Source organism: Rhodococcus sp. IEGM 1351 (assembly GCF_030056875.1).
Lineage (GTDB): Bacteria > Actinomycetota > Actinomycetes > Mycobacteriales > Mycobacteriaceae > Rhodococcus_F > Rhodococcus_F opacus.
Window position 1 is genome coordinate 196,552 of sequence record NZ_JASHKU010000006.1, and the last position, 20,672, is coordinate 217,223.

The 20,672-nt window shown below is 69.6% G+C and carries 17 protein-coding genes and 6 pseudogenes; 12 read left to right on the plus strand and 11 right to left on the minus strand.

What is annotated here, in order from left to right; genetic code table 11:
- Nucleotides 1-66: 66 nt before the first annotated feature.
- Both QM806_RS12910 and QM806_RS12915 read left to right on the plus strand, forming a co-directional pair.
- Nucleotides 67-375: a YciI family protein gene (locus QM806_RS12910; protein ID WP_283291752.1), complete on the plus strand. Its 309-nt coding sequence runs from the start codon at nucleotides 67-69 to the stop codon at nucleotides 373-375.
- A gap of 116 nt (nucleotides 376-491) precedes the next feature.
- Nucleotides 492-581 (plus strand): annotated as a pseudogene (locus QM806_RS12915) (hypothetical protein); the annotation flags it as partial.
- A gap of 36 nt (nucleotides 582-617) precedes the next feature.
- On the opposite strand, the pseudogene QM806_RS41370 reads toward QM806_RS12915, so the two are convergent.
- Nucleotides 618-1,184: pseudogene (locus QM806_RS41370) on the minus strand (zinc ribbon domain-containing protein); the annotation flags it as partial.
- Between the two features lie 125 nt (nucleotides 1,185-1,309).
- Here QM806_RS41370 and QM806_RS12925 point away from each other — a divergent pair.
- Nucleotides 1,310-1,672 carry a three-helix bundle dimerization domain-containing protein gene (locus QM806_RS12925; RefSeq protein ID WP_133985640.1) on the plus strand — a complete coding sequence of 121 codons (363 nt, stop codon included), beginning with the start codon at nucleotides 1,310-1,312 and terminating at the stop codon, nucleotides 1,670-1,672.
- Nucleotides 1,673-1,712: 40 nt separating this feature from the next.
- Here the strand turns inward: QM806_RS12925 and QM806_RS12930 are convergent, their stop codons facing one another.
- Nucleotides 1,713-1,958 (minus strand): hypothetical protein, encoded by a 246-nt coding sequence (locus QM806_RS12930; protein WP_005254691.1) that lies wholly within the window; start codon nucleotides 1,956-1,958, stop codon nucleotides 1,713-1,715.
- A gap of 687 nt (nucleotides 1,959-2,645) precedes the next feature.
- On the opposite strand from QM806_RS12930, the gene phoU reads away from it, so the two are divergent.
- Nucleotides 2,646-3,293 carry a phosphate signaling complex protein PhoU gene (gene phoU / locus QM806_RS12935; RefSeq protein ID WP_133985639.1) on the plus strand — a complete coding sequence of 216 codons (648 nt, stop codon included), beginning with the start codon at nucleotides 2,646-2,648 and terminating at the stop codon, nucleotides 3,291-3,293.
- Here phoU and QM806_RS12940 read toward each other — a convergent pair whose 3' ends face one another.
- The gene (locus QM806_RS12940) at nucleotides 3,294-3,434 is read right to left on the minus strand and encodes a hypothetical protein (protein WP_155755996.1); all 141 of its coding nucleotides are present in this window, start codon (nucleotides 3,432-3,434) and stop codon (nucleotides 3,294-3,296) included.
- Nucleotides 3,435-3,568: 134 nt separating this feature from the next.
- Here QM806_RS12940 and QM806_RS12945 point away from each other — a divergent pair, with 134 nt between their 5' ends.
- The gene (locus QM806_RS12945) at nucleotides 3,569-3,850 is read left to right on the plus strand and encodes a hypothetical protein (protein WP_005254688.1); all 282 of its coding nucleotides are present in this window, start codon (nucleotides 3,569-3,571) and stop codon (nucleotides 3,848-3,850) included.
- A 316-nt stretch (nucleotides 3,851-4,166) separates the two neighbouring features.
- On the opposite strand, the gene QM806_RS12950 is transcribed toward QM806_RS12945, so the two are convergent.
- The 6 genes and pseudogenes from QM806_RS12950 to QM806_RS12975 all read right to left on the minus strand — a co-directional run bounded on the left by QM806_RS12950 (nucleotide 4,167) and on the right by QM806_RS12975 (nucleotide 9,287).
- On the minus strand, nucleotides 4,167-5,210 hold the full coding sequence (locus tag QM806_RS12950) for a glutamate ABC transporter substrate-binding protein (protein ID WP_502943856.1): 1,044 nt from the start codon (nucleotides 5,208-5,210) through the stop codon (nucleotides 4,167-4,169).
- A gap of 14 nt (nucleotides 5,211-5,224) precedes the next feature.
- On the minus strand, nucleotides 5,225-6,571 hold the full coding sequence (locus tag QM806_RS12955; RefSeq protein ID WP_283291641.1) for a GlnX family signal transduction membrane protein: 1,347 nt from the start codon (nucleotides 6,569-6,571) through the stop codon (nucleotides 5,225-5,227).
- Nucleotides 6,572-6,637: 66 nt separating this feature from the next.
- Nucleotides 6,638-6,958, minus strand: a complete 321-nt coding sequence (locus tag QM806_RS12960; RefSeq protein WP_249343998.1) for a DUF3349 domain-containing protein — start codon at nucleotides 6,956-6,958, stop codon at nucleotides 6,638-6,640.
- A 36-nt stretch (nucleotides 6,959-6,994) separates the two neighbouring features.
- Nucleotides 6,995-7,291, minus strand: a pseudogene (locus QM806_RS12965) (DUF3349 domain-containing protein); the annotation flags it as partial.
- A 102-nt stretch (nucleotides 7,292-7,393) separates the two neighbouring features.
- Nucleotides 7,394-8,699: pseudogene (locus QM806_RS12970) on the minus strand (inorganic phosphate transporter).
- 312 nt (nucleotides 8,700-9,011) lie between these two features.
- Nucleotides 9,012-9,287 (minus strand): hypothetical protein, encoded by a 276-nt coding sequence (locus tag QM806_RS12975; protein ID WP_005568944.1) that lies wholly within the window; start codon nucleotides 9,285-9,287, stop codon nucleotides 9,012-9,014.
- A 371-nt stretch (nucleotides 9,288-9,658) separates the two neighbouring features.
- On the opposite strand from QM806_RS12975, the gene QM806_RS12980 reads away from it, so the two are divergent.
- A complete protein-coding gene (locus tag QM806_RS12980) occupies nucleotides 9,659-10,147 on the plus strand; it encodes a hypothetical protein (RefSeq protein ID WP_005254669.1) in 489 nt (162 codons plus the stop codon).
- A gap of 54 nt (nucleotides 10,148-10,201) precedes the next feature.
- Nucleotides 10,202-14,806 (plus strand): cation-translocating P-type ATPase, encoded by a 4,605-nt coding sequence (locus QM806_RS12985; protein ID WP_133985636.1) that lies wholly within the window; start codon nucleotides 10,202-10,204, stop codon nucleotides 14,804-14,806.
- On the opposite strand, the gene QM806_RS41375 is transcribed toward QM806_RS12985, so the two are convergent.
- Nucleotides 14,720-15,016, minus strand: coding sequence for an Rv1535 domain-containing protein (locus QM806_RS41375; protein ID WP_308936727.1), 297 nt, complete (start codon nucleotides 15,014-15,016; stop codon nucleotides 14,720-14,722). The genes QM806_RS12985 and QM806_RS41375 overlap by 87 nt on opposite strands.
- Between QM806_RS41375 and QM806_RS12995 the strand changes: the two genes are divergently transcribed.
- The 4 genes and pseudogenes from QM806_RS12995 to QM806_RS13015 form a co-directional block, all read left to right on the plus strand.
- A complete protein-coding gene (locus tag QM806_RS12995; RefSeq protein WP_005570511.1) occupies nucleotides 15,001-15,273 on the plus strand; it encodes a hypothetical protein in 273 nt (90 codons plus the stop codon). The genes QM806_RS41375 and QM806_RS12995 overlap by 16 nt on opposite strands.
- Nucleotides 15,274-16,015: 742 nt before the next feature.
- Nucleotides 16,016-16,216 (plus strand): annotated as a pseudogene (locus tag QM806_RS13005) (Hsp70 family protein); the annotation flags it as partial.
- A 26-nt stretch (nucleotides 16,217-16,242) separates the two neighbouring features.
- On the plus strand, nucleotides 16,243-17,406 hold the full coding sequence (dnaJ, locus tag QM806_RS13010; protein ID WP_054247885.1) for a molecular chaperone DnaJ: 1,164 nt from the start codon (nucleotides 16,243-16,245) through the stop codon (nucleotides 17,404-17,406).
- Between the two features lie 630 nt (nucleotides 17,407-18,036).
- A pseudogene (locus tag QM806_RS13015) lies at nucleotides 18,037-18,841 on the plus strand (magnesium transporter); the annotation flags it as partial.
- Nucleotides 18,842-19,154: 313 nt separating this feature from the next.
- Here QM806_RS13015 and QM806_RS13020 read toward each other — a convergent pair.
- Complete coding sequence (locus QM806_RS13020) at nucleotides 19,155-19,358, minus strand: three-helix bundle dimerization domain-containing protein (RefSeq protein WP_054247886.1); 204 nt, start codon at nucleotides 19,356-19,358, stop codon at nucleotides 19,155-19,157.
- Between the two features lie 777 nt (nucleotides 19,359-20,135).
- Between QM806_RS13020 and QM806_RS13025 the strand changes: the two genes are divergently transcribed.
- Complete coding sequence (locus QM806_RS13025) at nucleotides 20,136-20,588, plus strand: hypothetical protein (RefSeq protein ID WP_231137749.1); 453 nt, start codon at nucleotides 20,136-20,138, stop codon at nucleotides 20,586-20,588.
- The last annotated feature ends 84 nt before the right edge of the window (nucleotides 20,589-20,672 follow it).

Sequence of the window (20,672 nt, forward strand, 5' to 3'; positions counted from 1 at the left end):
GGTTGGCTCGTTCGTCATTCTCTACAGCCGACTTGTTGCGGGTGAGAGGAGCGACCTGTGCAGTACATGCTGTTGATCTACAACTGTGAACCGCCCGAACCGGGCGATCCGGGTTTCGCCGAGGCGTTGGCCCGGGTGAACGCCTTCGCCGACGAGTGCCGCCGCCGCGGCGTCTTCGTCTCCGGGCACCCGCTGCAGCCGGAACACACCGCCACCACCGTCAGTGTTCGGGACGGTCGGACGCTGACCACCGACGGCCCCTTCGCCGAGACGCACGAACACCTCGGCGGCGCCTATGTCCTCGACTGCCGCAATCTGGACGAAGCCCTGGAGCTCGCGGCCCTGTGCCCGTTGGCCGAGCTGGGGTCGATCTAGGTGCGGCCCATCGTCGATGTGCCGGGCCTGGACCACCGTCCGGCGAATGTGACGGCCGGCGGCGAATGAATGTCGAACCGGGGCTGCAGCAGGTGTACCGGGAGCACCGGGCCCGGATGCTCGCAGCCCTGATCCACGTGCTCGGCGACTTCGAACTCGCCGAGGATGCGCTGCAGGATGCGTGTGCTCTCGCGTTGCGCAAGTGGGGCGACACCGTTCCGAGCGACCCCGTGGCCTGGCTGCTCACGGCTACCCGTAACACGCTGCGGTGTTGCGGGTTTTACCGTGTCCCACACCGACGCTTGTGGCGCAGGAACAATCCTGGTCTGGTTCACCCCCACCGGCGGTGTCGCGGCGGGAGCACTACGACGGACACAGCGATGCCGCGGCCTGCTCGGAGTGGGACCCTTCTTGTCGCGGCATCGGCGCACCGGCGCATGCTCGATCACCCGGATCTGCGGACTCTCCCCGCGCTTGCGAACGGCTTGTCCGCGTCCCAGCAATGCCCGCTTGGCCAGGTTCACGCCCGCCACATGGTCACGATGTCCGCCGACTTTGCACCGCGCACACCAGGCCCGGTGGTAACCGCCGGGACGAGCCAGTGGTTCGTTGCAGCCCGGACACAACGCCGAGGATCCGCGTGCCGGTACGGACACCACCGTCACACCGACGCCGGCGGCAGTGTGTGTGAGAGCGTCGACGGCTTTGCGGCGCGCTGATTGCGCGGCCCGATTGTTGTTGACGCGCCCGTGCCCGCGGGTCTCGAGGGTGGTGAGGTCTTCGACCGCGATCACCGTCGCGCCCGCTGCAGCAGAAATGGCGCCCACATAAACCCGAGGAGCGCCGCACGTGTGCGAGGAGGATCACGACGAGGATCGTCGAGGTCTTCGATCCACTCGTTGACCCCGCCCGTGGCTCGGCGGAGGATTTTCTCATGACGCACGATGAAGAGTTGCTGCACATCGACCAAGTCATCGACCGTCTCGGTACGAGGTTCCCGGGCCTGCCCCGGGAGGGCATCGAACAGGTGGTGCGCTCGGCGCACGAGCACTTCGCGACCGGGAAGGTGCGGGACTTCGTTCCGCTTCTGGTCGAGCGGCTCGCCCGAGAGAAACTTCAGGGGCTGGTGCCCGTCGTTGCCGTCGAGCCCGAGGCGGCGCCGAAGGCCAGTTCCGAGGTGATCGGTTCCGAGGTGGCCGGTGCCGAGGTGATCGCGTGCCGCCGGTGGTGGCCAGGCTGGCTGCGGGGCTGGTACCCGGACACCCGAATGTCGATCGCCGCGGCGGCCGCGGAGTAGGCGTTTCCGGCTCGGATCGACCCTGATCGTCCGGTCCGGGTCACCGGTCCTCGAGGTCGTGACCGTCGCTGAAGACGAGCCGACCCTCGTCCAACGCGACGGCCCACCGCCGGACGGGCGCCCAGTCGCGGCCCAGGTGCGCGTTGGCGGCGACCTCGTCGCCGTAGTCCTCAACGACCGTGCCGGGTAGCCGGGCGATGTGGTCGCCGCCGGCACCGTCCCGGAACCACACCTTCGCGCCGACCGTGAATCGGCCGGGTGCGCTGCTGTTCGGCTGGTCGGGCACGGATGTCATTCTCGCATGGAAGAGGCACGGCGGCCGCCTGACTGCCACCATGTTCGCGGGGCAGCACACCCCGACTTCCCGCGCAATCCGGCTTCGGCCAAGGGGCGTGGCTCTGCCGACAGGGCAGTGCACTTCGGCTCCCCCCGGCGGATTCTCGTCCATTACGAAAGAATGGGGCGGTCGGGCTCGTGGTTCGGATGCGACAACACCGAGCATCGCGACAACATGGCCGAAGAGTCTCGGGCCGGGTACGGATGGAGAGGAGACCCTGATGGGGGTTCCAGGAGTATCGCGCGGACGATCGGATTCGTACTGGGAGCACCGGGTGGCGATCGAAGCGCGCCGCGCTGAGTTCATCGTGCGTGCCGAATCGCCCCGTCCGATGAACAGGCGTCGATCGTCGACCACTACGACCAGTCCGTTCGGGCCGGCCAAGCCGCCGACACCGTACCCGGGGAGCAACGCGACTGATCCGGGCGGTCGACCCCGCTCAGGAGCCGTGGTGATCGGCCACGCCCCCGGGGAAACGTCAGAAGCCCTGTCCCGCCCGGGCAACCAGGCCACCATCACGGCCGGGATTCCCCCGCGAGAAGGACTGTTTTCCCCGGGAGGGGGGTATTCCCGGGCAGCGTGCCGCCGAGCGGCGCTCGGACAGCGGAGTTTCGATCGGAGAGGGAATCCGGGACGATGCGGGAACACTTCGACGAAGAACTCGCGGAGATCAAAGATGACCTCGTCGAGCTGTGTGCCTTGACGGAGGTTGCGATCGATCGCGCCACGCGCGCTCTGCTCGATACTGACCTCACTGCGGCGGACCGGGCCGCCGAACTGAATGCGGACATCGACATTCGGGGTCGGGAACTCGATCATCGCGCGCTCACCCTGATTGCCCGTCAGCAACCGGTGGCACTGGACCTGCGGGCCCTGATCGGCGGCATGCACAACATCGCGGACCTGCGACGGATGGGCAGCCTGGCGGCGCACATCGCCGAGGTGGCGCGGCTGCACCACCCCGAGCCGGTCGTTCCCTTCGAGCTACGAGCCATCATCTCGGACATGGGCGTCGCGGCGGCGGCGCAGGCGGCGGCGGCCCGGGAGGTCCTGCGGACCCGAGACGAGGCGGCCGCGTTGGACCTGATCTGGGTGGACGAGCGGACCGACGAGCTGCTCCGCCGGCTGTTCGCCGCCACCAAGGGCGACGACTGGCTGTACGGGGCCGCGTCCGCGGTGAACATCACGCTGCTGGGCCGGTTCTATGAACGGTTCTGTGATCACACCGTCGAGATCAGTCGCCGCGTCATCTTCGTGATCACCGGAGAATTTCCCGACGAATGACTATTCGGGCTGGTGGGTCCTCAGGTCGGGTTCGTGCCGGGTGTCGCCGGCCGGGTCGGCGTGGCCCATCCGCTCGAGGTGGGCCTTGATCCATTCGGTGGTGTTCACTCGCGCGGGGCACTCGACCGGTACGTCGGTCATGGATTGCCTTCCGTCGTTGATCGGTGTGGTCATCGGACAGCGGCGGTGGGGACCATTCACCGGCCGCCGATCGCTCCGCTCGATGCGGGCGGGCGCGGGCGATCAATACCGCACCGGCGGCGAGGAACCCGGCGGTGGTCACCGCGATCAGGATCATCGCCGGCGCGGTCAGCACACCGATCCCGAACACCAACGCGGCCCCGGACACCGCACCCAACGCCAGGCAGACCACCCCCGCCGACACCGTCACGACCCCGGCCACGCTCACCCGCCCGATCCGGTTGCGGGCACTCACCGCGGCCGTGCGGGTCGCGGATGTGGTGGGCCGCCGGGGTGGTCGGTGCCGTGGGTGGCCCGTCACTGGACGCGGGGATCGTTCTCGGCGCCGCGGCGGGGAAGCAGCCGCCCACCGGTGAGGGCCTCGGCCACGCCGGCGATGTCGGTCGTGGACCGGCGGTTGTCCGGCCGAGGGTTCGGGATGCGCTCAGGGGGTGGGTGGCGGGGCGAAAGGGTCGTCATCAGCGGGAACCATCCGGTTGATGTGTTGGGTGCGTCACCAGCGTAGGCGGCGTGGAGCAACCACCGCGTTTCCGGGAGGTGAGGTCGTCGTGACTTCTCAGGGCGGGCGGACGACCCGACCCACCGTCGATGCTGCGGTTGGTCGAGCCGCGTTGCGGCGTGGGGCGGTGTCTTCGTCTGCTGCGGTGTTGTCGCTCCGGAATGGGGGTGACTTCAGTCCCGGTAGGTGGGGGCAGGCGGATCGGGGGGCGGGCCGAGTGCGGTCAGCCATCGTCGGTAGAGGGTCGTCCACGTCCCGTCCGTGCGCATCCGTTCGAGGGTGCCGTTGACTCGGCGCACCAGGTCGGTGTTGGTCTTGTTGATGCCGATGCCATAGGGCTCGGGTTCCAGTGGTAGACCGACGATTTCGAGGGTGGGGTCCTGGGCGGCGAGGCCCTCGAGGATGGTGTCGTCGCTGCTGGCGGCGTCGGCCTGACGCTGTTGGAGGACCACCAGGCAGTCGGCCAGGTCGGGGACGGCGACGATCGTGGCCTGCGGTTGGATTCGGCGGATGGTGTCGAGGGAGGTGGTGTCGGCGGCGGCGCACACGCGTGCGCCGACCAGGTCTGCGGGCCCGGAGATCGCCGACCCCTCCGGCACCAGCAGGCGTTGGTGGGCCTCGAGGTAGACGGTGGAGAACGCCACCCGCTCGGCCCGCTCACACGTGATGGTAGTGGTCTGCGCGACGATGTCGACCTCGTTCTTCTCGAGCGCGTCGAAGCGGCCGGCGGGGGTGAGGGGCCGGAATTCGATCTTGTCCGGGTCGCCGAGGAGGTCGCGTGCGACCTCCCTCGCCACGTCCACGTCGAAGCCGGTGATGGTGTCGGTGGTGGGGTCACGGAAACTGAACAGGTTGGTGTCCTGGCCGACCCCGACGATCAGCCGGCCCCGTTCGAGGATGTCGGCGACCAACCGTCCGGGTGGCCGGGCGCCGGTCAGGACGGGCGGGGCCGGGCGCAGGCTGGCCAGCGCGCCGCAGGTGGACGGCGCCGGTGGCTCCGCGGGGGCGATGCCCGCGGGTGGGATGATCTGCGTTCCGGTCGGCAGGGACAGCTCGGTGTAATCACCGGTGACGGCGGGCGTGACGGGTTCGGGGGCCGTGCACCCGGCGAGGACCACCCCGGCGGCCAGGAGTGCGCCGGCGAAACGGCCGGCCCGGGATGTTCGACGCCCGTGGTCCGGCTCGAGGCGCGGGCCGATCCCTGGCCCCGTCTCCATTCCGCGCCGGGGCATCAGTGGTACTCGTTCAACCTGGGCCAGATGCCCCCGCCGACGGCGAACCCGCAGAGCACGCCGAGCGCGAGTGCCCCCACGGGCAGCAGCGACGTGGCGCGGTACGCGTCGTCGGTGGCTTCGCGTTCCTCGTCCCGCAACTTGTCGATCGCCGACCGCAACGCGTCATCGAGTGCGGCGAACCGGGCGGTGGACGCGTCGTCGCCGGGGCCGACGGCGAGGGCGGCCGCCCCCGGATAGTCTCCGTTCCCGAGTCTGTCCTGCACCACCGTGTGGGTGTCCCGCCACCCGTCGAGCGCTGTGGCGGCGTCGGCGACCGGAGCGTCGGCCACCCCACCTCGAGAAGTGTTCCGGTGTTGGGCGAGTATCTCGGACAGCACGGTCGAGTGCCGGGAGAAGTCGACCTCGGATTGGGAGTCCGACCCTCGCCGCAGCATGCCGAGCATTTCATCTGCCCGCGCCTGCTGCGCCAGGATCCGGGCGGTCACGAGCGCGCTGAGCGGTTGCGTCCCGGCCGTCCGGGCGCGCTCGGCCGCCGCGGTGGACACCATGAACGCCGCCACCGACCACACCAGCAGGCCGGCCATCAGCAGCGCGGCCACGACCAGGCCGGGGTTGATCAGCCGCCGGCTCTTGCGTGCCAGGTACACCTGCGCCAGCACCAGTCCGAGCAGAGCGGACGTCGTCACCGCGAATGCGAGCACGGGCAGCCGGGTTGTGCGCGTCTGCGTGGTGGCCACCGATGTCCACTGCTCGGTGCACAGCCGGTGCGCCAGCGGCAGGATGGTGCCCTGCAGCATGGAGGAGGCGTTACCGAGGTAGGTGAGTCCGACCGGGTTTCCGGAGCGGTCGTTGGCGCGCGCGGTGGCGATCAGGCTGGTGTACTCGGCGAAGCGCCTCGATATCTCCGACAGCAGACCGACTGCTTCCGCATCCGCCGCGGAGACGCCGGTCGAGGCGGTCACCAACGCGTTGGCGGCGTCCCCGACGGCCTGGTTGTAGCGCTCTCTCACCCCAACTGGTTCGGACCCGCCGAACAGGAAGGACGTCGTCGCGGCGGCGTCCGCGATCGACAGCGAACTGTAGAGGCTCTGGGCCGCGTCGGCCAGGGGCTCCGAGTGTGTCCGCAGGGTGTCGATCTCCCGCTGACGCGCGTCGGTGACCGCCAACGCCACCACGCCCGCCGCCAGCGCGGCCGCGACGAGGACCACCGCCAGCACCGAAAGCCGGCCCGGTGTGGAGGCCAGGAAGGTCCGCCAGAATGGGCGGCGGGACTCGGGCTCGACGAGCATCGACTCGTCCAGCTCGTGTACGTCGCGGGTGAGGGTGCTGCCGCGGTGGAACACCTGATGCCCTCCTCCCCGCACCGATACCGAGCGTTCGATGCGGTGCGATCAGACCATCAGCGCGACTCAGTGCGGATGGTCGTTCGGCGTGTCGTCCGTGATGGCCCAGCCGCCGGCCACCAGATGGGCGCGGACCCGCTCGACGTCCACGTCGAGGGGTATCTCGTTGGTGACCTTGGTGATCATCATCTGGATGTCCGGCTTGCCGATCGGGAGGTCACCCTGGTCGACGAGCGCCGCTGTGATCTCGCGAACCTCCTCGTCGGACAGGCGCCGGCGCAGCAGGGCGATCAGCGGGATGTAGTCGTTCTCCGGCACACCCTGCGGATAACCGGCGCGCAGCCAGCCGATGATGCTGGCCGACAACGGGGGCAGGGCCTTGACCAGCGGGGTTTTCTCCGCGAGCGCCGACTCGAGCGGCCAGCCGCCCGCGGCCAGGCGGGAGGCCACCCGGGTGATGTCGTCGTCGTCGGGGTGTTCGTGGACCAGGTGGGCGATGGCGTCCTCGATCTCGGCGCGGTCGATCCTGCCGTCCTCGAGGGCGTGCCCGGCCGGCGCCGACAGTTCGTCGACGATCTCGCCCACCTCGGTCTCGGTGAGGTGGCGATGCAGGACGGCGAACAGTGCAACGTAGTCCTCCCGGGGGATCCCGTGCGGGTAGCCGCCGCGAACCCAGGCCAGAACCTTCGCCGGGACTGCGGTGATCGATGTCCGATGCACGACAGGTCGTCCTTTCTGTGCGTCAGGAGATGTGGATTCCGAAATCGTGGGCGAGGAAGTCCTTCATGATGAAGAGTATTCCGGCGACGATCGCGACGAGGATCACCGCGAAGCATGCCAACCCGGCGAACAGAGCGGCCGGTGTGCGGGTGACGCCGTTTCCGTCCGCGGTCGTCGTGGCCCCCGGCAACAGGAACCGGATTCCGAGCGCGAAGACGGCGGGCAGGCCGGCACCGAAGAGCAGGCCGATGAGCACGACCTGCCAGAGCGAGTCCACGGTGTCCATGAACACTCCTCGTTGACGTTCGAGGTGTCGATCGGGTTGCGGCGCGAGCGCAGGTACAGGGCGGCGGCCGCGATCAGGAGCAACGCGAACACCACGAGGACGCCGGGCAGCCCGCCGATCACGTCGGCGATCAGCCAGCACACCGCCCCGACCACGGCGGCGGAGGGCAGGGTGAACAGCCACGCGACCGCCATCCGGCCGGCCACACCCCACCGGACCTCGGCCCCGGACTTGCCGATCCCGGTGCCGAGGATGGATCCGGTCGCGACCTGGGTGGTCGAGAGCGGGAGGCCGAAGTGGCTGGAGGTGAGGATGATTGCGGCCGAGGACGCCTCGGCGGCCATCCCCTGGGGCGAGGTGATCTCGACCAAACCCTTCCCGAGCGTGCGGATGATCCGCCAACCGCCGAGGTAGGTGCCCAGGGCGATCGCGAGGGCGCACGAGAGTTTCACCCAGAAGGGCATCGCGGTGTCGGCGGTGATGCTGCCGTACGCCACCAACGCCAGGAAAATGATGCCCATCGTCGTCTGAGCATCGTTGGTACCGTGCGCGAGCGAGACCAGCGAGGCCGACCCGATCTGCCCCCCAGCGGAAACCTTGTTCCTTCGCGTTTTCCTCGACTCTCGCGGTGATGCGGTAGATCAGCCGGGTGCCGGTGGCGGCCACCAGGCACGCGACCACCGGTGCGAGCACCGCCGGAACGAGGATCTTGCTCACCACCCCGGACCACTCGACGCCGCCCATCCCGAGGGCGGCGATCGTCGCCCCGATCAGGCCGCCGAACAGGGCGTGCGACGAACTCGACGGAATGCCCAGCAGCCACGTCAGCAGGTTCCACAGGATGCCGCCGACGAGGCCGGCGAAGACGATGATCAGCAGCGCCTGCCCACCGGTGTCACCGAGGTTGACGATCCCCTTGGCCACCGTCGCGGCGACCTCGACCGACAGGAACGCGCCCACCAGGTTGAGAATCGCCGAAAGCGTCACCGCCACCTTGGGTTTGAGCGCCCCGGTTGCGATCGAGGTGGCCATGGCGTTCGCGGTGTCGTGGAATCCGTTGGTGAAATCGAAACCCAGTGCGGTGACGACCACGATAAGAAGAACGACAAATTCTGCGTTCACTGTTCCAGTCTGGTCGGTGCGGACCCGGCGAACCACCCCCACCTGGGTGCGGGCGTGCGTCAGCGCGGTGTGCGGACTGCCGACCGACGCGGTTTCGGGGTGTGCGATGACGGGACCTGCACCGGACATCGCGGCCTCCTCGATGGGTGGGTGCCCCGCGCGATATGGTGCCCTGATCGAATGGCTCCGGAGCTGTCGACGCCCGGCGGCCGCCGACTCCGGCGGCGGCTGGGGCAGGTTGGCGGGGCGGGAACTCACTGCTTGCGGGTGTACCTCGGTCGGCGCCGGTGCAAACGCGGTTGTGCACATCGGTTACGGCGACGCGGTCTCCGGCGACTGCGGTCCGGTGGGTGAGCGGGTGTGTGGCTCGGAGGCCAGGACCTGGCCCGCCGCGATGACGAGGGCGACGGGCCAGTCGATGATTCCCAGCGCTGCGAGGGCGCCGAGGTCGGTGAAGAAGGCCAGCTGCTTGGGGCGGGGGATGCTCACGCGCCCCAGGATCGGCAGTGTCACGGCGAACCGTTCGCCGCGGCGTACCCGTTCCATCGTGTCCCGGTGCGACGAGCGGGTGTCCGTTTTCTCGGTCACGGCGGACCTCATTACGAACTGCGTTGCGCCGGAGGCGAACAGGGCCTGCAGCTCGATGCCGGTCAGCGCGGGGACGAGGCTGCGTGCCTGTCAGTATCCGGGGGTGCTCAGGGGTGGTCGGCGTCGGGGCCGGGCCATCGCTTCTTCTCGCCCGCGTGCGCGTGACGGACCAGGACGAACATGCGCACCTACTCTCCGCGACCACGGCCATCGGTCGGCGATGCCGTGTTGCCCGGAGCCAAGTTACCCACCTTGTGCACCGATTGTTCATTTTTCGTTCACCGAGGATTAGGCTTGCGGCCGGGGGAATTCGGCCCACGCGTCCGAGTCGCGGTGGGCATTGATGCGACCAGTGAAACTGGGTGGATGTCATGGGGATTGTGCAAGGTACGACGCGGTTGGTCACGGGAGCGGGTGAGGCCGTGACGGCCACCGCCGGTGCCGTCGGTGGTGCCGCGGTGGGAGCGGTGGCCGGAAGTATGCGGGGCGCGGCGAGAGGAGTGCGCGAGGGGGTCAAGGTCGGCAGCCACTCCACCCCCGCCGCGTTGTTGACGATGGGGGCGATCGGTGCGGCGGGATTGGTCGAGTGGCCGATCGTCCTGGGGGCGGGCGGCACCGCGCTGGTGCTGCACCAACTGCACGCCGCACGGTCCGGCAAGACGACTGGGACGACATTGGCGACCACGTCGACCGCCGGAGATCGGGGCGCCGCCGAATCCGCGGCGGTATCGGTGGAGGCTGCGGGACCGACCGACAAACCCGCCGCTGCGCCCGGCCCAGCCGGCACATCCGGTGCCGGAAAGACATCGTCGACCGGCTCTGTGAAGGCGCGGCCCGTTCGGTCGACGCCGCAGCCGTGAAATCCTCGAGCACGAGCACGAGCACCGCACCCGCACTTCGGTGAGGCGGTGTCGATGTTCGCGGTAGTGGTGCTGCCGGGTGGGTCTGTCGTGAGTGCGACAGCAGTGGCCAGGGGCCTGGCGGCCATCCCGGGCCGCTGCCTGCGGGCCGGGACCCGGGCTGCGGGTGTCGGCGCCGCGACGGCCCTGGACACCACCGTTGTGGGGGCGGCGACCGTTCTCGGTGTCGGGTCGGTGCTCCTGCGGGCGCCCTCATCCGTTGCTGCGGGGTCGCCGTCTCCTCGGGCGGTCGCGCGTGCGGCTGCCGGTGGTCTGCGTGAGGCGGCCGGGGGGAGCCCGGCACGGCGATTCGGGTCGGGTTCCGAGCGCACTTGGGTCGAGGTGCGTGGGCTGGTCGGTCCGCAGGGACCGGAGGTGGCCGACCGGGTGCTGTCGGCGGTCCGCACCCTTCCGGGTGTCGAGGCCGCCGACGTGCATCGTCCGTGGTCGCGGATCGTGGTGTCCGCCGGGCCGGACGGTCCCAGCGAGGAGACGTTGTGCCGGGTTGTCGACGACAACGACACCGCCACGGCGACAAAGATTTCGGATCATCGTCCCATCGATCTTCCTGGCGACGACGTGGTGCTGGTCGCCCGGGCGGTGGGTGCCGCGGCCGCGACCGTGGGCTTGGGTGTCGCGCTGGCCGGGCGATTTCTGCGTCTGCCCCGGTTGCCGACCGCCCTGGCATCGGGGGTGGTCTCGGTCGACTACCAACCGCGGCTGCGGGGATGGGTGGAGAAGGCGGTGGGCCCAGGTGCCACCGATCTGCTGTTCGCGACCGCGACCGCGACCGTATACACGCTGACTCTGTCGCCGGATTCGCTTGCGCTTGACGCCGCGCTGCGGGGCGCGCTGGTCGCGGAGACGTGGTCGGCGCGGCGGGCGTGGCAACGCGTGGAGCCGGCTCTGCATGCCGCTGTCGACGGCCCACCCGCATCCCTGCCACGACGGGTCGCACCCACCGGCCTGGTTGAGCGCTACGCCGAACGCGCCGGCCTGGCGGGCCTGGTCGGCGACGTGGCACTCGGCGCCGTGACCCGCAACCCCGCCAGCATCGGGATCGCGACGCTGGTGGCCGCCCCCAAGGCGACCCGGTCCGCGCGGGAGCTGTTCGCCGCCACCCTGGGACGGGGGCTGGCCGACCGGCACGACGTGTTGCCGCTGCACCCGGAGGCGCTGCGCCGCCTGGACCGGGTCGATGCGGTGGTGATCGACCCTCGCGCCCTCTACACCCCGCAGCTGACCGTCAGCCGGGTGCTCGGGGTGCGCGACGGGGATCGCACCCGGGTGTGGGAAGCGGCCCGCACCGCGGTCAATCAGGGCCGGCTCGCCGCGGGGTGGCATCCGGTGACCGCCGTGCCCGGCGTCGCGGGTACCGCCCTGGACGACGCTTCCGATGACGGTCCTCGGGTCCTGGTCAGCCCGGTCCACGACCCGTACGCGTCGGCGGTCGTCGCCGAGGCCCGCCGCGCCCAGGTCGAGGTCGTCTCGGTCGACGACGACGCCCTCCGCTCACTGCGCAACGGATTCAATCGCCTCGTCCCGCTGGCCGGCTCGATCGACGACACCCTGCGCGAGGCGGTGACCCAGCTCCAACGAGACGGTCGAGCAGTCGCGGTGGTCGCGGCGGGGGCACCCGAGACCCTCGTGCGGGCGGACGTCGGAGTCGGTGTCACCCGCGACGGTGCTCCACCGCCGTGGGGTGCGCACCTGTGGGCCGCCGACCTGACCGGGGTGTGGCGCATCCTGCACGCGATCCCGGCGGCGCGGACAGCCAGCCGCCGGGGTATCGAGATCTCTGCGCAGGCGTCGGCACTCGGCACCCTGCTGCTGCTGCCCGGTGTTCCCGGCAGCGGACCGGAACCGGTCACCGCCGGGGCGGCCCTCGGTCTGTGGGTCGGTCGCTCGAAGGCCCGGGGCGTGCTCACCGCGCCGCTGCCCGCACCACGGCCGGGACATGAGTGGCATGCGATTCCCGCCGCCGAGGTGCGCGAGCTGCTCCCCACGCCGCGCAGGGACGACCACACCTCCCAGATTCCGAAACGCCGATACTCCGGGTTCGCCACCACCGGACCCGCACGGGCAATCGGTCGCATCGGCGTCCGGCCCGTCACCACTACGTGGCACTTTCTCCGCGCGGTGCGCGACGAACTGGACGATCCGCTGACCCCGATCCTCGCGACCTGCTCCGCGGCGAGCGCGGTGCTGGGCTCACCGATCGACGCCGTACTCGTCGGGTCCGTTCTCGTGCTCAACGCCGGCATCTCGGCAACCCAGCGACTGCGCGCCGAAGAGGTCTTGAATCGCCTTCTCGCCGTTCAGGATGCGCCGGCACGCCAGCTCACCGAGCTCAAAGACGCCTACGACCCGGTGGATGCCGCCGACTGTGGGGCCGACCGCCGCTACGTCGACATCGCGGCGGACCGGCTCCGGCCGGGCGAGGTCATCGAGGTCCGCCCCGGCGAGGTGGTCCCCGCCGACGGACGACTCCTCGCCGCCGAGGGGGTCGAGGTCGACGAGTCGGCGCTGACCGGGGAATCGCTGCCGGTGGTCAAACAGACCGATCCCACACCGGGTGTGCCGCTGGCCGAGCGCACCTGCATGCTCTACGCCGGAACCACGGTGCTGACCGGGACCGCCGTGTCGCTGGTGACCGCGACCGGCCGTACCACCGAGACCCGGCGTGCCACCGCCCTCGCGCCGGCGAAGGTGCGGGAGGTGGGCCTGAACGCACAGCTGAGCCGGTTGACCCGGCGGGCGATGCCGGTCAGTTTCGGCGGCGGCGGCATCGTCACCGGAATCGGTCTGCTCCGCGGCGCCGGCGTGCGATCCGCCGTCACCAGCGGAGTCGCGGTCATCGTGGCGGCGATTCCCGAAGGACTGCCGTTGGTGGCCACCCTCGCGCAGATGTCCGCCGCCCGCCGGCTCACCCGGTCCGCGGCCCTGGTCCGCGTCCCGCGGTCGGTCGAGGCGCTCGGGCGGGTCGACGTGGTCTGTTTCGACAAGACCGGCACCCTCAGCGAGAACCGGCTGCGCGTGTCCGCCGTGGAACCGGCACCGGGATTCACGCGGAAACAGGTACTGTCCTACGCCGCGCGCACGGGGTGGTCATCGAACGGTGGACCGCCCGATCACGCCACGGACGTCGCGATCGTGGACGCCGCCGACGCCGAACACGCGCACGAGGGCGAGGGCGACCGGACCCGGCAGGCCTACCTGCCGTTTCGTTCCGGCCGGTCCTACGCCGCCGCGGTGTCCGGCACCCATCTCGCGGTGAAGGGCGCACCCGAGGTGATGCTCGAGTCCTTCGGCGAATCCGACGGTTCGCTCGCGGGGCGGGTGCACGGGATGGCCTCGGCAGGTTTGCGGGTGATCGCCGTCGGCCAGCGTGGGCTCAGCACGGACGAAGCGGCAGCGGCCGCCGAGGACCCCGACGCCTTGGCGCGACTCGCTGAACGCGAGCTCGAGCCGGTCGGGTTGCTCGGCCTGGCCGACACTCCCCGCGCCGACGCCGTCGGCCTGCTGCCCGCGCTGCTGGACCAGGATGTCGGTGTCCGCCTGATCACCGGGGACCACCCGGTCACCGCCATCGCGATCGCCGACGAATTGGGGATGCCGGTCACCCCGGAGCAGGTGATCAGCGGCACCGACTGGGACGACCTCTCGCACCGCGAACAGGAGCGGGCAGTCGAGGACCGTCGGGTGTTCGCCCGCATGTCCCCCGAACACAAGGTGCAGATCGTGCAGACCCTGGAGCGGATCGGCCGGGTGTGTGCCATGGTCGGCGACGGCGCCAACGACGCCGCCGCCATCCGGGCGGCCAGCGTCGGCATCGGAGTGGCCTCCCGCGGCAGCGCTCCCGCCCGCGGCGCGGCCGACGTCGTCCTCCTCGACGGCAAGGTCGGGGCCCTGCTCGACGCACTGGACGAAGGTCGCCAACTCTGGCGGCGGGTGCAGGCCGCAGTCGCCGTCCTCGTCGGCGGCAACGCCGGTGAAGTCGCCTTCGCCCTGATCGGCAGCGCCGTCTCCGGGCGCTCCCCGTTCAACCCCCGCCAGCTGCTGCTGGTGAACATGCTCACCGACGCGCTACCGGCCGCGGCCCTGGCGGTCAGCCCCACCAGCCACAACGGTGTCGCCACCCGGGGACCCGACGAGGCAGCGCTGTTGCGCACCGTCGCCTTCCGCGGCACCACCACCGCCGCCGGCGCCACCGCGGCCTGGGCTATGGCCAGCCTGACCGGCGGACCCCGGCGGGCCTCCACCGTCGCCCTGGTCGCACTCATCGGCACCCAGCTCGGGCAGATTCTGCTGGACTCGCGCAGCCCCCTCGTTCTGACCACCTCGGTGGGGTCCCTTGCCGTCATGACGGTGTTGATCAGCACCCCCGGAGTGAGCCAGTTCCTCGGCTGTGTGCCCCTGGGCCCGCTCGGCTGGGCGCAAGGCTTCGGATCCGCCGCGGCAGCCACTGCCACCGCGGCCATCGCACCCGACCTGATCGCCCGGAGACCGGGGCTCAGCCCCACGATCCGCGAACTACTCCACACCGCAGGTAACCACGACCACACACTGTCCTTCTCGGACAGTCCCGTCGACGTCCTCAGCGGCGGGTGGAAGGAGTGAGGTTCGCTCGATGATCTCGATTACGCCCACCCGCACCAGCAGCGCGTACAGCTCCCGCAACGGCGGCGTGAATACCCGCGCCACCACGGACACCACCGGATCTCCACCCACATCGACCACAGAGTTCGCCACGCTGCCACCCTGCGCACCCGAAACGAACCCCCGGTAAACCCCACATAGTGCGGAGGCAAGCAATGACCGACAAATCACCCACCAATCCGTCCCACCGGGACACGGTCGAACGCGTGCGCCACGCCGACAGCTTCGCTGTGAAGCTGCCGATCGTGGGGAGCGTCGGCATCCCCCGGCCCGAGCACCTGGCGTTCTACGCCGCCCTCGGTGTCCTCGCGGCACTCGAGGTCATCGAATGGCCCGTCGCCGTGATCGTCGCCGCCGGGCATGTCATGGCCGCCGAGGAACACCACCGCACCCTGCACGAGGTCGGCGACGCGCTGGAGTCGGCCTAATACCGAAAAGGTCAGTGACCAACGCCCGAGCTGTGTACCCGGAGCCTCCGTGCGTCCACCGTTCCTCTATGGTTCTGTCCCCCAACAGGTCACGGCCGGGCTGCGATCCCGCGCGTGACACTCGGCGCCCTCCCGATGTCCTCCTCCGCTTCGAATATCGGCTCGTCCGCCTCCCCCTGCAGTTGGTCGAGAACATCGCGGTCACCCACCTCGACGAGCAGGGGCCGGTTGCGACTTGCCTACCAATAGTTGCTTATCGGCTGCGACCGCGCCGCCGCCTACCTCCTCGACGACGAGAATTCGGCTGCACGTGCCGCCGCACTCAAGCGACAGATGGCCGGCGTCCGCTTGCTGATCGCGCGCGAACAGCACCGCACTAATCATGCAAAGGTGATCGTGCTGGACCGGCAGCGGGCACGGTTCACTGAACGTCATTGCCACGAACGGGGGCCAGACCCGGACCCGACCTGAACTCTCACGCGATAGCGGGTGCCTGCTTCCGCGGCGAGCCGGCTCCGAGCGACTGTTTGACAGGTTTCCCTGACCGCACCGGACCATGCCAGCGCGATGGGTGTTCCCCGCGGACAACAGGAATGAAAAGGTGAGCGCCTAACACTCAATTGGTTCTTGACCAGGATGTTCTGTAGGGAGAAAATTGCGTCTGATGCACTCAAGCTAGGTTGGTGCCGTCCACGGTTGGTTGCAGTATTCGAGGCCGGGCCCCACCTGTCGAGGAGGCCTCATGGCTCGAGCCGTCGGCATCGACCTCGTTACAGCGATCTCGGTCGTGTCTGCACAGGAGGCCGGCGAGCCCGTACTGCCGGCCAACACCGAAGGCTCACGCACCACCTCGTCGGTCGTCGCGTGCGCCAAGAACTGCCACGTGCCAGTCGGCCTGCCTGCCAAGAACCACCCCGTCACCAACGTTGACCGCACCACCCGCTGAGCGCGGGAGGAAGGAGATGGCCAGTGACGCAGCGGGAATGGTTGGAACGCGACTTCTATGCCGACCTGGGCGTCCCTTCGAACGCGTCGGTCGAGCAGATCAAGAAGGCCTATCGCAGGCTCGCCCGCGCTCTGCACCCGGATGCCAACCCGCAGGACCCCCGAGCCGAGGACCGCTTCAAGACAGTCAGCGAGGCACACGCCGTGCTCTCGGACCCGGTCAAACGCAAGGACTACGACGAGGCACGCAGGCTGTTCACCGCCGGCCCCTTCGACCGCACCCGATTCCACCCCGGCGAGCGAAGCGCCGGCGTCAGCGGCGATTTCGACTTCGGCAACCTGTTCGCGCGAGGCTCAACCTCCTCCACCGCGGGTGGCGGAATAGGCGACCTCTTCAACCGTGCCGGCAATCGGACCACCGGCACACGACCACGGCGCGGCAGCGACGTCGAGACCGACACCCGGCTGCCCTTCCGTGACGCCGTCCGAGGCGTCGTGGTGCCACTTCGAGTGAGCACTACTTCCACTTGCACCGCATGTCACGGCAGCGGCGCCACGCCCGGCACCACCGCGAGAGAATGCCCACGCTGCAACGGGATGGGATTGGTCACCCGGAACCTGGGGGCATTCGGGTTCAGCGAACCCTGCGACGACTGCCGTGGCACCGGCACCCTCGTCGACGCACCGTGCCCGGACTGTCAGGGCGCCGGCATCGGGAATCGCACCCGCACGATCAACGTCCGGGTGCCGCCCGGCGTGCGCGACGGTCAACGCATCCGCATCCCCGGCCGGGGCGAACCGGGCCTGCAGGGCGCACCTGCGGGCGATCTGTATGTGAGCGTGCACGTCAACACGGACCCGGTGTTCGGCCGCGACGGCGATGATCTCACCGTCACGGTTCCGGTCACCTTCAGCGAACTAGCCTTGGGTGCAACGATCTCCGTCCCCACCCTCGACGGCCACGTCGGAATGAGGATCCCAGCCGGCACGGCAGCGGGACGGACCTTTCGAATTCGCGGTCGCGGAGTGCCCGTACGCGGCGGCACGGCGGGCGATCTGTTGGTCAGAGCCGAGGTCACGGTGCCACCGAAGCTGGACAGCACGGCAGCCGAAGCCCTGCGGGCCTACGCGCAGGCCGAGAAGGCAACAGGATTCGACCCCCGTGCCGGGTGGGCAGGCAAGAGATGACTTCGACATCCGTCCGCAGGGGAGGAACTGCCGTTCACCGATCCCGTTCGGTGTGCGGTTCGGTCGGCGGCCACGCTCCACAAGCGGATTGAACGAGGCAATGCGCAGTGAGGTGTAGGACACGATGACTCCCGGGTGGACTTCGGACAACACAGAAGGCGGCGGGTGGTGATGTCGGGGGCGCCGATGAGATCGCGGGCCCGCGGTCAGCAGCCTATCGGTGTGCAGGCGGGGGAACGGCCGAACCCGCCTGTGCACCGCGCAACAACTGTGCATTCGAAGCGAAATGCATTGGACTGCAATTTTATTGGCCGAGTTTATGTCGGTGATGCGCAACCGATCGTTCACCGAATGCGAAGGAACACAACCACACCCGTACATACGACATTCTCCATGTCGCGCGCACGCACGCACGCCACGGCCGACGGGATGATCGTCGTGTGCAATCACATCGACGGGTGGTCTCTCCGTCTCGACGAGCGGGAGGCGGTGCGACTGGCCTGTGAGCAGTTCCTCAGCGAAGCGACCGCGCGACTCGCCGGGGATCATCGACTGGTCCGTCGCCTCGGTGATCGCGGCGGGGCAGTTCGTGGCCTCCGGGCCGCACCCGCCGAATCGGAGGCGCCAAGAGTCGGCGTGGCGGTCATCGAGCGGATCCTCGGCGCGCCGGACGGCGCCACCATCGGCGACGTCATGGATCCCGACCCACCGACCGTGACACCCGACACCGACGAGGAACATGCCGCGTGGCAGGCGGCGCAGGACGGAAAGCCCGGACTCGCCGTGGTGGACGCCGACGGCCGGTTCCGGGGTCTGATCGCACCGCAACAGCTGCTCACGGTGCTCGCGCAGGAGCACGACGAGGACCTGGCCCGGCTCGGCGGGTTCCTGCACTCGGTCGAAGCGGCCCGCGCGTCGAGCGTCGAGACGGTGGTTCGTCGGCTGTGGCACCGGCTGCCCTGGCTGCTCGTCGGACTGCTCGGCGCGATGCTTTCGGCGGGTTTGATGGCGGGATTCGAGAAGCAGCTGGACGCCAACCTGGCGGTGGCCTACTTCGTGCCCGGCATCGTCTATCTCGCCGACGCCGTCGGCACCCAGACCGAGACCCTGGCGATCCGCGGGCTGTCGGTCGGGATCGGGATCCGGCGCATCGTCGGGCCGGAAGTCCTCACCGGGTTCTGGGTCGGCACCATTCTCGGTGTGGTGATGGCACCGATGGTCGCGCTGATGACCGGGGACTGGGAGCTCGCGGCCGCGGTTGCGGTCGCGGTGTTGTCCGCCAGTGCCATCGCCACGACGGTGGCGATGGACGCTGCCCTGGTTGCTGCATCGGCTCGGCAGGGACCCGGCCTGCGGCTCCGGGCAGCTGGCCACCGTGCTCCGGGACCCGCTGTCGATCGTGATCTACCTCGCGGTCACCACGTTCCTGACGTGAGAGCGCCCCGGCGCCGATCGGCCTCCACACACGGCGGACGCATGCCACGCCCCAGCCGGCCGGACGAGATGACATGAGTTCCATCGCAGGAACTGATCGGTCACCAGCTCATCGACCCGTTCGTCCGCCCAGATCAGGTCCGATGCGTCCGCATGGTCTCGGGCCCGCAGGACGTCCCGCGCCGCCCCCGCCCGGCCGTGGCGGCGGCAACCCATGTCCGAGATGCTGCCTCGCAGCTTGTGGGAGCGACCGGCTCGGGGTGGTGCAGCCGCGCCTCTCGGCGATGTGAACTGAGTGACGGCCTCCCACACGGTTACGTCGGCACCAGCGCCTGGAGTTTCTCGCGGGCGAGTCGCTCGACCAGCAGGGGAACGAAGTCGCGCACCTTCCTGTTCGCGAAGTGTTCGTGCGCCGAGTGCACCACCTGCTCGATGCTCTCCCGGGGCAGATCCGGATACCGGACGTCTTGGCGGTCGATGACGTGGTCGATGTGCAGCAGCTCTTCATCGCGCGTCATGGAAAATCCTCCGCCCCGGCGAGCAGCGGGGTCGAAGAGGGGATCGTCTTCTTCGCACCTTGGCCACGACAACGCCGATAGGCACACCTCACACCCGTTCGGTGCCGGGGTCGTCGACTGCCGGGGCGGGCGACGGGTCGAGGTGATCCATTCGCTCGAGATGGGCCTTGATCCATTGGTATTGACCCGCCCAGGAGGGCGCGTGGGCGAGTAGTCGACTGGTACGTCAGTCACGGATACTCATTTCTTCCGACGTCGGGTGCTGCGTCAAGGCGCACGGGTGCATCTTCGCCCGGTGCGGCGATCGGTGGCCAGGCTGTGTACTCGGTCTAACCACGGTCTAACCAGCTACGCCCGCCGCGCTGCGGCCTTCGGTGCGGCCGGTGTTTACGAACGGGACCAGGGAATTTCGTGCGGGCACACCGTTGCCGCGGCCACGGCGAGGATGCAGCATTGAGGCCGTGCGCCGATCACGCTGGCCCGCGATCGCACCGCCGACGTGCGGCGGTGTCCAGGTGCACGGCCACCGGCTGCTGGCCGCCGATACTCACCTGACCCTGGACCTGGTCCGCATCGTGGCGTTCCTCGGTGTCCACCTCACCCTGACCGCCATCGGCCGGCCCGCCGAGCGGGCCCGGTATCAGACCCGGACGCTGACCGATCCCGCCGACCGATCGGCCAGCTGGTCCTACCTCGCGGTGCGCGCCGGGACGGGTCACCTCGCCGTTGCGGACCCGTACCTGCCAAACCGGACGTCCACACCCGCGACCAGGGGCAGTGCATCTACTGGTGTGGAACATCGTCAACCGCCTTGCCAACGCGTTCGGCTTCACCCTCCGGGAAGGCCAGTTGCACAGCGGTACCCGCGCCCTGCACCGTTTCGGCTACCGCTTTCCCGGCTTCCTGCTCGCAGACGGCGAGAAACCCGACGACAGTGACGATGTCGTGGCCAACCTCCGCCACTCGGTGTTGAACAGGCCCGCCGTCACCGACCCGGGCCTGCGCACCGCCGCCGCGGCCGGCGACCCGCTTCCCGAACCGTGGCAGGCCTACGCCGCGATGGTCCGCGACGCCTCCTACACGATCACCGATACCGACATCGGCCGGCTCCTCGCCGCCGGACCCACCGAGGATCAGGTCTTCGAGGTCACCGTCGCCGCGGCGGTCGGCGCGGCCCTGGAGAGTTTCGATGCCGGAATGTCCGCACTGGGACACAGGTCCACGAGCTGAATCGAGCAGATCGTCGGGAGAAACCTGACACAGGATGTCAGGGTCTCGGTGCGAGCATGGTGTCACCGTTCGGCGCCGGGCCCG